The 10,943-nt window shown below is 74.5% G+C and carries 7 protein-coding genes and 1 pseudogene; 1 reads left to right on the plus strand and 7 read right to left on the minus strand.

The window, feature by feature from the left end; all coding sequences use genetic code 11:
* The 5 genes and pseudogenes from GV126_RS31590 to GV126_RS31610 form a co-directional block, all read right to left on the minus strand.
* A partial coding sequence (locus GV126_RS31590) for a GlxA family transcriptional regulator (protein ID WP_159673023.1) occupies positions 1 to 1,003 on the minus strand: 1,003 nt, incomplete at its 3' end.
* Positions 1,004 to 1,068: 65 nt separating this feature from the next.
* Positions 1,069 to 2,214, minus strand: coding sequence for a PP2C family protein-serine/threonine phosphatase (locus GV126_RS31595; protein ID WP_159673025.1), 1,146 nt, complete (start codon positions 2,212 to 2,214; stop codon positions 1,069 to 1,071).
* Between the two features lie 183 nt (positions 2,215 to 2,397).
* Entirely contained in the window at positions 2,398 to 5,079 is a 2,682-nt protein-coding gene (locus GV126_RS31600) for an FUSC family protein (RefSeq protein WP_236570205.1), read from the minus strand.
* Positions 5,076 to 5,558, minus strand: coding sequence for a MarR family winged helix-turn-helix transcriptional regulator (locus tag GV126_RS31605; RefSeq protein WP_159673027.1), 483 nt, complete (start codon positions 5,556 to 5,558; stop codon positions 5,076 to 5,078). Before GV126_RS31605 ends, GV126_RS31600 begins: the two co-directional genes overlap by 4 nt.
* A 55-nt stretch (positions 5,559 to 5,613) precedes the next feature.
* Positions 5,614 to 6,269, minus strand: a pseudogene (locus tag GV126_RS31610) (maleylpyruvate isomerase N-terminal domain-containing protein).
* A gap of 348 nt (positions 6,270 to 6,617) precedes the next feature.
* On the opposite strand from GV126_RS31610, the gene GV126_RS31615 reads away from it, so the two are divergent.
* Complete coding sequence (locus tag GV126_RS31615) at positions 6,618 to 8,720, plus strand: SpoIIE family protein phosphatase (RefSeq protein WP_159673029.1); 2,103 nt, start codon at positions 6,618 to 6,620, stop codon at positions 8,718 to 8,720.
* Positions 8,721 to 9,005: 285 nt separating this feature from the next.
* On the opposite strand, the gene GV126_RS31620 is transcribed toward GV126_RS31615, so the two are convergent.
* Both GV126_RS31620 and GV126_RS31625 read right to left on the minus strand, forming a co-directional pair.
* Entirely contained in the window at positions 9,006 to 10,274 is a 1,269-nt protein-coding gene (locus GV126_RS31620) for a styrene monooxygenase/indole monooxygenase family protein (RefSeq protein WP_159673031.1), read from the minus strand.
* A 210-nt stretch (positions 10,275 to 10,484) separates the two neighbouring features.
* On the minus strand, positions 10,485 to 10,943 hold a 459-nt coding region (locus GV126_RS31625), incomplete at its 5' end, for a transglycosylase SLT domain-containing protein (protein WP_159673032.1).

Here is a 10,943-nt window from a genome sequence, read left to right on the forward strand (position 1 = left end):
CCTGAGGCACCTTGACCCCGGGCTTCTCGCGGTCGCGGGAGGCAGGGGTGGTCGTGGCGAAACGGTGCTGGTACCGGGTGGGGGACAGGCCCAGGTGGCGGGCGAAGGCGCGGCGCAGGCTCTCGTAACTCGGGAAGCCCGACAGCGCGGCGGCCTGGGTGGCGTTGTGCCCGGCGTCCAGCAGGGCCTTGGCCAGGTCGAAGCGGATCAGCTCCACGTACCGGCCGGGCGTGGTGTCCAGTTCGGCGCGGAACATGCGGGTCAGGTGGCGGGGGCTGACCCGGACCCGCGCGGCGAGCGCGTCCAGGCTGTGGTCGGCGGTCGGATCGGCCTGGACGGCGTCCTGCACCATCCTGAGGACCGGTGTCTGCGGCGCCGGTCCCTGGAGCGAGGCGGAGAACTGCGACTGCCCGCCGGCCCGCTGCATGTGCACCACCAGCGCACGGGCCACTTGCCGGGCCAGGTCCGGGCCGTGGTCGTGCTCGACCAGGGCGAGCGCGAGATCGATGCCCGCGGTGACACCGGCCGAGGTGTAGGTGGTGCCGTCCTTGACGAAGATGGCGTCGGGTTCCACCCGGGTGGACGGGCAGCGGCGGGCCAGCGCGGTGGTGTGCTGCCAGTGCGTCGTCGCGCGCTTGCCCTCCAGCAGTCCGGCCGCGCCCAGCACGAAGGCGCCGGTGCAGACCGAGGCCACCCGCCCCGCCCGGTCCGCGAGCGCCCGCGCGGCCGCGCTGAGTCCGGGGTCGACGGGGGACTCCGGCAGCACGTCGCCGCCGACCACGAGCACGGTGTCGTAGGCCGTGCCGGCTCGGGCGTCGCCGTCGGCCGGCACCCGCAGCCCGATGGAGGTGTGCACCGCCTGCCCGCCCACCGAGACGACACTCAGCCGGTAGTGCGCGCCGTACCGGTTGGCCTCGCTGAACACCTCCGCCGGCCCGGACAGGTCGAGCATCTTCATGCCGTCGAACACCAGGACGCCCACGCTGTGTGTCCTCGCCGCCATGTGCCCTCCGCCCTCCCACTCGCTCGCCGGCTCCCGCGGTGCCTCGGCCACATTGCCGCCCCGGGTCAGACGGCAGCCGACCCCCCCTCGCGTTCGACGACGACCATGGCCATGTCGTCGTCCAGCCGGCCGCCGGTGTGCGCCTGCAGATCGGTGGTGATCCTGTGCAGCAGCTGCTCGGGCCGGTGGTCGGCCCAGGAGGCGGCGCGTTCGGCGAGCGGGTAGAACACACCCCGGCCGTCCCGTGCCTCGGTCACGCCGTCGGTGTAGAGCAGCAGCCGGTCGCCGGGGGCGAACGGGAACGCCGCCATGCTGTACGGGCTGTCGCAGATCGCGCCGAGGCCGAGCGGAGGCGCCGGATCGGGCACGGCGAGCGGGGTCGCCGTGGGGGCGCCGCGGCGCAGCAGCAGGGGCGGCGGATGCCCGCAGCTGATCACGTGCACCACCGACCGGTCGTCGGGGATGTCCAGCACCACGGCCGTCACGAACCGCTCGGGTATGTCCTCGGTGGGCTCGGAGAACTCCCCCAGCCCCCAGTGGACCGCGTCCTCCACGTAGGCCACCAGATCCGGCAGCGGCAGCTCCCGGTGTGCGGCGGCCCGGAAGGCGCCCAGCACGATGGCCGTGTCGCTGATGGAGGCCAGGCCCTTGCCGCGGACGTCCCCGACCATCAGCCGGGTCGAGCCGTGGGTGCGGGCCACCGCGTACAGGTCGCCGCCTATGCACGTGTCGGCCTCGGCGCTGCGGTACACCGAGGCCAGGGACACCGGACCGGCGCGCTGCGGGAGGGGGCGCAGGACCACGCGCTGGGTCGCGTCGGACACCGAACGCACCCGCTCCAGCTCCCGTGCCCGCCGGTCCCGCAGACCGGTGAACAACGTCAGAAGGGCGCTGAGCACACCCAGTGCCACCAGCTCGACCAGGACGCTCTCGGAGGTCAGGGTTCTTCGCTCCAGCCCGGCACACACCAGGGCGAGCACCGCGAGCGTGCCGACCAGGGCGGTGGCCCACGGGCCGGTGCCCATGGCGGTGATCGCCACCGCGACGACGAGCAGGTGGGCGAGGTGGACGTCCGGGGGCAGGAAGCCGTCGGCGACCGGGATCGCCACGATCACCAGCAGGGGCCCGGCCAGCCACCGGGCCCGCGCGGACACCCGGAAACAGCCCCGCAGCTTGTCGGCGACGGAACTCGCCACGGTCACGGCGCTCATGTCGCGCTCCCGCCCTCGGCACTCCTGCTTCACACTCTCACACGTGATCGGGACAACCACGAGCGGTGGTCACAGATTCCTGCCGCCGGACGACACCGCCGGGACGGCACGTGTGAGCGGGACACAGAAGGGGCGGCCGGCGAGCCGCGCCGCTCGCCGACCGCCCCTTCGCCTCCCGGCCGCCTACAGGCGGACGTCCAGCCGGATGTGCGGCTGGGCCGCCCCTACCGTGACGGGTTCCGCCCGCGGGGAGTGGTCGGGTGCGGACACGACGACGGTGTGGTGCCCCGGCCGCAGGCCGAGCCGGTAGCGGCCCTGGTCGGTGTACGTGTGGGCGACCCGCTGTCCGCGCGCGTTGACGACGGTGATCTGCGCCGGGCAGCCACCGGGATGGTCGGCGCAGCTGACCGAGCCGGTCACAGGCACCACGGTGGCGGTGTGCGCGGTGGGGGCCTCGGCGCGCGCGGCCGGAGCGGCCGCCTGCTGCGCGGGGCGCGTGCGGCCCCGGTCCGTCGCCGCGCCCCGTGCCCGGTGCTGTCCGGCACCGGGCTGCCCCTGGTCCCGACCGGTGACGGACGCCACGGGCAGACCGCGCTGTTCGGCGTAGGCGGCCAGCGCGGTGTCGAGGGCGTCCAGCTCGTGCAGCGCGGTCTGCAGCCGCTGCGCGCGAGGGCCGGGGGCGGCGGGCCGCAGCGCCGTCTGCAGCTCCCGCACGAGCGGGCCGACGCGACGCCACACACCCTGGGCGGTGCCGTTGGCCAGGTGGTGGTCGAGGGTGCGCAGGGAGTCGGTGAAGGTGCCGGTGATCAGCCGGACGCGCTCGGCCAGGGCGGGCGAGAGGTCGATGTCGACGTCCGCGGCGGCGGCCAGTGCCCGGGCGTGCGCGGAGGCCGTGTTCAGCAGGGCCATCCGGTGGTGCGGACCGCGCCCGCGCACACCCAGCGGCATGCGCACCACCGGCCGGGAGACCTCCGCGAGCTGGAACAGCGCCACGTCCACCGCGCGTGCCGCGCCCCTCAGCCGCACCGGGCTGTCCGGCCGCTCCCAGCGGGCCGCGACCTGGGTGAGGAGCTTTTGGACGGCCTGGACATAGCCGTGCTCGGCCTCGCGGACGATCGTCCGGGTGGACAGCGGGAAGATCAGCGCCGCGCACGCCGTCGCGACCAGGACGCCGATGCCGTTGTCCAGCAGCCGCTGGCCGAGGAGGTGGTCCATCCTGCCGGCCGGGGTGGTCATGCCGTACAGCTGCACCAGCGCGGCGACCAGCCCGACGACCCACAGGGCGTAGGCCCGCTGCATGCCCCAGGAACCGAAGGACAGGCCGAGCACGATGACGGTCAGCGTCCAGTAGACGTGGTCGTGGCCGATCAGGCGGAGAAGGAGGACGCCGATCACCGCGCCGACGACGGTGCCGACCATGCGGTGGCCGAACTTGCGCAGCCGCTCGTGGGTGGTGTTGGTGCCGAACAGCGTGATCATCACGCCGACCAGGCCCCAGTAGAAACGCTGCGGGTCGATGGCGTCGGCGATCGGGCACACGACGGCGGCCGCCACACCCGCGTGCAACGGGGCACGCACGAAGGGCACGACGCGCTGCCAGCCGCTCTGCGTCCGGGCGCTCAGCGCGCGCCGCATCGGCTCGGCCGAACCGGGGATCCGGTTGTTCTCCAGCGCGATGGCGGGCTGGAACGGCACCGCGGCGCGGGAGGTGGGCGTCTGCTCGCCCAGCGCCAGCCAGCTGACCAGGGAGTCGGCCAGGGAGTCGAGGAGTTCGGCGACCCGGCGGGCCAGGGTGGCGCACTCGGCGGCCCGCGGATCGGCGTGCGCGTTGCGCAGGATCACATCGGCCTGCTCTCGGATCATCTCCACCGCGGGCCGCAGCCCGCCGGCCTGGGCCGGCGGCGTGTCACGGGCCATGAGCAGCCCCACCGCGAGCGCCCGGCGCAGCTCCTCGGGCGGCGACTGGGCGGCGAGCCCCCGCACCGCCTGGGCGATGCCGCGCAGGGCCAGTTCGGCGTCGAACAGGTGACGGTGCAGCAGCTCGGCCACGACGGGATCGGTGGCGGCCTCCGGCTGGGCGAGGCGTCCGTCGATGGTGACCGTCACGATGTTCAGCCGGCGCAGCGAACGGTTCATGCGGCGCTCGACCCGGTTCAGGTCGGTGTCGGGGTCGAGGGCGTCCACCGCGGTGTCGGCCAGCCGGCGCGCCTCGACGACGAAGGCGCGCTGGGTGCGCAGCAGATCCTCGCGGGGCATCGGGAAGCACAGCAGCAGCCGGGTGACCAGCACCGCCGAGGCGGACACCAGGGCCACGGCGAACGCCTTGCCCACCATCGCCGACGGGATCTGCGCGATGATGCCGACCATCAGGCCGTTGAACAGCATCATCCCGGTCAGCAGGGCCATCGGCCCGAACCGGGCCAGCAGGAACGTGAGGGCGAGCGCCGCGGCGTCCAGGCCGATCTCCAGGGCGCGGTCGCCGTGCAGGGTCGCGGCCAGCCAGAGCACCGCGGTGTAGGGGAACGGCATCCACAGGATGGGCCTGGCCAGCTGGATCCAGCTGTTGCCGGCCACCGCGAAGGCGCTCATCAGGCCCATCATCCCGGCGACCATCATGCCGATCATGGTCGGGACGGCGAGGGCCTGGGCCATGCCGTAGCCCACCGCGAGGGAGGTGACCATGGCGACCAGCGTCCGCCAGCCCGCCTGCAGCTGCCCGAGTCCCGGATCGGTGACCAGCACCCAGTCCCACCATCTGTGCGGACCGGCGACCCGACGGGGGGCGAGGTCGGTGCGCACGGCCCGGGCGGGGCTCGCGCCCGTGCTCTGGTCGGTGTCCTGCCGGGCGGTCTTCGGGCTGGTCAAGTGGCCTCCGATGCGGATTCCATGGCGTGGGCGAGAAGGGCGACGGACTGCCGGGCGGCGCGCACGACGCGCTCGTGGTCCTCGACGGGGGTGGTGTTCAGCGCGCTCAGCAGCGCGGCGGCCATGCGCTGCCGTCCCTGGTCGAGCAGCTGCCGTCCGGCGGGCGTGAGGCTGGTCTCCACCGCGCGCCGGTCCGTCGTGCAGCGGCGGCGCGTGACCAGTTCGCGCTCCTGCAACTTCTGCAGGACCACGGTGACCCGGGGCTGGACCATCCCGGTGCGGGCGGCGAGTTCGGTGACGCGCAGGGGCGCGGCCGCCAGGGCGTCGAGCACGGAGACCTCGCTGCGGGTCAGCCCGTAGTCACCGGCGCGGAACAGCGCACGGTTGAGCCTGCCGAGGTCGCGCAGCAGGCCGTGGGCAGCGGTCTCGATGCGCTGCTCCTCCGACAGGCCGCCGCCGGCGTCGGTAGGTATGTGCATACCGAAACTATATATCTTCGCCGCGGCCGTCCGCGCCGCGGCCCGGACGGCCGGATCAGCCGATCACGAACGGCAGTTTCGCGGCCGCGGCGCCCAGTGCGGCCCGCTCGGCGTCGGTGGGAGCACGCCGCCCGGTGCCGACCAGCAGCACGTCCCGGTCGGACAGCGACGCGGGGAACACCACCCCGGTGATCGCCTCCAGCAGTTCCGCGACCGGGCGAGGCCCGCTCCGGGCGGCTGGGCCGCGTCCGGCACATGTGCGACCAGGTCGAGGTGGTGCAGGGTCCACTCCAGGACGTACGCCGACAGGTAGTCACCGGCGGTGAGGACCTCGCCGCGCGTGCCCACCCGGGCCTGCGGGTCGGCCAGTCCGGCGGCGCGGCCGGCGGCCGAACCGACGTCGTCCAGGTGGAACTTGAGCAGCGACGGATCCTCGTACGCGGCGGCCAGCCGGACGATCAGCGCGTCGAGCGGATCGTCACCGGAGGGTGGCGTCGAGGAGACCACCCAGTAGGTCACCGCGTCGCGGGTGGGCTCCGCGTCGGTGGGGGTCACCAGAGTGATCAGCACGTCCTGTGCGTCGACGATCAGGTGACACACCAGATCCCGCACCAGCCAGCCGGCGCAGCCCGACGGCCGCGCGAAGTCCTCGTCCGGCAGCGCGGCGACCGCCGCGCGCAAGGCCGCCCAGGAATGCTCGAAAAGATGCACTGCCGCAAGCTAACAGCGACCGCTCACCCAAGCGACCGGTTTCACCGCACCTGCCGGCGCCTGCCCGCACTCCGGCATCCGCCGGCCCTGCGGGCACCCGGCGACGTCCGTGGGCACCGCGGCCCCGCGACACTCGGCGGCCCGCGCACACGGGCGCGCGAGCCGCCTGACGACCGGTCACCGGCCCGCTGGACCACCGCTCACGGTCCGGCGACGCCGTGCCGCGTCACGCGGCGTCTCCTGGGCGCGGCGGCGTCCGCGGGACGTCGCCCGCCGCGTCGGGAGACCGGGCGGACGTCGCTGGCGCGTCACGAGGGCCGTACGTGCCGGCGCACCATAATGGGTGGCATGAGCGGACCAGCCCCGCACGAGGGCGCGGACGACCGCGAGCGGGAACTCGACCGGGCGATTCTCGCGGCGCTGTTCGGCGAGTCCCCCGTCGGCTTGTACGTGTACGACCTCGACCTGCGACTGATGCGCTACAACACCGCGGCGGCCGAGATGCGCGGGGTGCCGTCGGAAGAACTCATCGGCCGCACCCTCCGCGACATCGTTCCGGGTTTCGACGCCGCCGCGATCGAACGGGTCCTGGAAGAGGTCCGGGACACCGGCGAGCCCGCGCTGGAGCAGGAGGTCACGGGCCGCAACCTGGGCGACCCGACGGCCGAGCGGGTCATGTCCTTCTCCGCGCTCCGCCTGCACGACCCCGAGGGCCGGCCGCTGGGCGTGGTCACCTCGACCGTCGACGTCACCGACCGGGCCCGGGCGCGCGCTCGCCTGGACCTGATCCACGCGGCCGACGCACGTGTCGGCACCACCCTGGACATCGCCCGCACCGCCCGGGAGCTGGCCGAGGTCGTGGTACCGGAGCTGGCCGACAGTGTGGCGATCGACGTCCTGGAATCGGTGCTCAGGGGCGAGGCGCCGCCGGCCGGGGCGGTGGACGCGAGGCTCCCGCTGCGCCGCGTGGCCCTGCGTGCCGCGCACGAGACACGCGAGGACGAGGCCGGGGTGTACGCCGTCGGTGAGGCGAGCGCCTTCGCCGCGCCCACACCCTACGGCGAGGCCCTGACAGACCTGCGGCCGCGGCTCATCTCCCGCCTGGACCAGGACAGTCCCTGGCTGGCCCACGACCCCGCCCGCGCGGACCTGCTGCGGGCGCTGGGCGTCCACTCGCTGATCGTGGTGCCGCTGGCCGCCCGCGGGGTGGTGCTCGGCCTGGCCTGCTTCTACCGGTGGAGCGACAGGGGCCCCTTCGAGGAGGACGACCTGACCCTGGCCGTCGAGCTGTGCGCGCGGACCGCGCTGTGCCTGGACAACGCCCGGCGGTACGTGCGCGAGCACACCATCGCCGACATCCTCCAGCGCAGCCTGCTGCCGTCCCGGCTGCCCGCCGTCACCGCGGTGGACACGGCCCACGGCTACCTGCCCGGGGAGGCCGGCGGCGAATGGTTCGACGTGATCCCGCTGTCCGGGGCGCGGGTGGCACTGGTGGTCGGCGACATCGAGGGGCGCGGCATCCACGCGGCCGTGGCCATGGGCCGGCTGCGGACCGCGATCCGCACCCTGGCCGTCCTCGACCTGACGCCGCACGAGACGCTCGCGTACCTGGACGACCTGGTGCTGGAACTGGCACGGGAGCAGGCCCGCCCCGCGGACACCTCCGAGCCGCCGCCGACGAGCGCCACCTGCCTCTACGCCGTCTACGACCCCGTCTCGCGGCGGTGCGCCCTCGCCCGGGCCGGCCACCCGCCGCCCCTGCTGCTGCGGCCCGGCGGCGACACCGACGTCCTCGACGTCCCCGCCGGGCCGGTGCTGGGCAGGGGCGGGCCGCCGTTCGAGGGCGTCGAGGTCGAACTGCCCGAGGGCAGCGTGCTCGCCCTGTACACCCACGGGCTGCTCACCGGCCGGCCCGACGGCCCGGACACGGCCCTCGCCCGGCTCCGGCGGGTGCTCGCTCCCGCGGACCGCTCCCTGCAGGACATGTGCGACACCGCCCTGACGGCCCTGGGCCCCACCGACCTCGGTGACGAGGCCGTCCTGCTCCTGGCCCGCACCCGCGTCCTGCAGGCCGACCGCGTGGCCTCCTGGACCCTGCCCGCCGATCCCGCGATCGTGGCCACCGCCCGCGCCCTGGCCGAGCGTCAGCTGCGCACCTGGCACCTGCCGGACCTGGCCTTCTCCGCCGAGCTGGTGGTCAGCGAGCTGGTCACCAACGCCATTCGCCACGCGGAGGGGCCGATCACGCTGCGCCTGATCCACGAGCACACCCTCATCTGCGAGGTCTCCGACCACAGCAGCACGGCCCCCCGCCTGCGCCACGCCCGCGCCACCGACGAGGGCGGACGCGGGCTGTTCCTCGTGGCGCAGCCCCCCCAGGGCTGGGGCACGCGCTACACCGCCGAGGGCAAGACCATCTGGGCCCAGCTCCAGGCCCCCGACCCCGACTGACCGCGACCTCCGGGTGTCAACCGAGCCGGTCCAGGGCGACGGTGAGGAGCTGCCGTACACCGGCGGCGAGGGCGTACCGGTCGGAAGGCGCGTAGTGCGGGGAGTGGTCGGCGGGCATGCCCGGTGGCAGCGGGCCGCGCTCCAGGGCGGCCGGGGCATCGGGGCCGAAGCCGGCGAGGCCGACGCCGCCGAAGTGGAAGAAGACCGACGGACAGCCGGCGGCCTGTCAGAACCGGCCGACATCCTCGCCGGCCGTGTACGGTGCGGGCAGGACTGGACCTGCCTTCAGGGCGTGGGCCCCCAGGTGCCGTCGGGCCGTGCCGCCGGCGCGTCGGCGGCGCCGTGCCGGGCCAGGAACGCCCGGGTGCGCTCGGGCGTGGCCAGCGCCTGCCACTGGCGGTCCGGGTGGCCGAAGTTGTCCGTGAACGCGTCGGCCAGCGGCCGGTGCCGGCTCATGGCGCCCAGGAGCGACCGCAGATGCTCGGGCGGCGGCCGCAGCATCAGGTCGGACCAGCGTGCCGCCCCGAGGACCACCTCCTCGCGCCGCCGCGCCACCCGCCGTGCGAACAACTCGTCGAACGCCAGGTCCTCCACGATCGTCGCGGCCACGGCCTCCGCCGCGGGCGAGGCCGTGTTGGCGCCCTGCCCGACGATCGGATCGACCACCGCGTGCGCGTCGCCCAGCGCCAGTGCCAGCCGCCCGGAGGGCAGCCGCGCGTGGTCCGCCCGCACCGTCGGCACGATCGCGGTGCGCACCAGGTCGAGCGGCCCGGTGAGCCGGAACCGGCCGGGATCGATCCGCTCGGACACGGTCGGGTGGTGGGCGGTCAGCTCCGCCAGCACCGCCCGCCGGAACGCGCCGGGGTCCTCCTCGTGGTCGAGGTCGGCCAGATGGTCCGCGCCGCCGCCCGGCACGCTCTCGAAGAGCAGGGCCGTGACGTGGCCGTCCCGTGAGAACAGCGGGATCTCGATGAGTTCGCCGCGCCCCGGCGCGATCGACAGCGTCACCCCCTTCGGCTCGGACGGCGCGACGCCGTGGTAGAGGCCCGCGCACAGCCGCCGCAGCGGCCTGCGGGGGGAGGCGCCGCCGTCCCGGGGCGGGAAGAGATCCGCGAGACCGCCGCGGCCCGTCGCGACGACCAGCAGGTCGTGCCGGCCCGCGAGGGCGTCGAGATCGCCCGCGGCCACGGGCGTCACCCGCAGCCGGCCGCCCCGCTCCTGGAAGGCCTCGGCCAGCGCGGGAAGGTACAGCCGGTGGTCGACGGCGCAGGAGGGGCGGGGGAAGTCCCCGCGGGAGACCAGCGGCCGGGGCCCGCCGACGTGGTGGTGATGGCAGGTGTAGCCGTACTCCTCGGCCGGCCAGAAGCCGACCCCGAGGCGCCGCTCCCGCTCCAGGGTCGGCGCATGGTGGGCGACCGTGGCGGGCAGCCGCCCGGCCGCGAGGCTGCCGGGCACCCGGTCGGTGTAGAGGGTCACCGGCACGTCGTGCTGACGCAGCATGAGCCCCAGGTGGAGCCCCGCGATGCCGGCTCCCACGATTCCTATGTCCGGCATGACGGTACCCCCAGGAGCCGTACGGTGTGGACACGGCGTGCGGGAGAGCCCTACCCATCGGCCCGGCCCGGCATGTACCGGCCACCGGCGCGTCCACCGCGTACGACGACGAGGGGCCCCTGCCCGGCGGCGTGTGCCGGACAGGGGCCCCTCGCGGGAGACGGTCACCTGGTGAGGTCACCGGGCCGCCGAGTGATCGAGGACGTCTGCTCAGTAGGCGGAGTTGACGTGGTCGATGGAGCCGTAGCGGTGGGCGGCGTAGTTGGCGGCGGCGGTGATGTTGGCGACGGGGTCGGTGATGTTCTGGGAGGTGCCGGGGACGTGGTAGGCGTTGAAGGTGGGCTGGATCACCTGGAGCAGGCCCTTGGAGGGGATGCCCTTCTGGGCGTTGACGTCCCAGTTGTTCTGGGCGTTGGGGTTGCCGGAGGACTCGCGCATGATGTTGCGGTGCAGTCCTTCGTAGCTGCCGGGGATGCCCTTGGCCTTCATGATGGCCAGGGACTGCTTGATCCAGCCGTCGAGGTTGTTGCTGTAGCCCTTGCCGGTGGTGCCGGTGGTGCTGGTGTGGGAGGCGGTGGCCGCGGTGGGGGTCTTCGCCTGGGGGGCTTCGGCGGCCTGTGCGGTGGTGGGCATCAGGGTGAGGGCGGCGGCTGCGGCGGCGGTGGTGGT

The sequence above is a fragment of the Streptomyces mexicanus genome (assembly GCF_902506575.1).
GTDB lineage: Bacteria > Actinomycetota > Actinomycetes > Streptomycetales > Streptomycetaceae > Streptomyces > Streptomyces mexicanus.

Excerpts from the sequence above, each read along its gene's own strand:
- GV126_RS31595 (WP_159673025.1), bottom strand. The coding sequence starts at position 2,214 with ATGAGCGCCGTGACCGTGGCGAGTTCCGTCGCCGACAAGCTGCGGGGC.
- GV126_RS31605 (WP_159673027.1), bottom strand. The coding sequence starts at position 5,558 with ATGCACATACCTACCGACGCCGGCGGCGGCCTGTCGGAGGAGCAGCGC.
- GV126_RS31615 (WP_159673029.1), top strand. The coding sequence starts at position 6,618 with ATGAGCGGACCAGCCCCGCACGAGGGCGCGGACGACCGCGAGCGGGAA.
- GV126_RS31620 (WP_159673031.1), bottom strand. The coding sequence starts at position 10,274 with ATGCCGGACATAGGAATCGTGGGAGCCGGCATCGCGGGGCTCCACCTG.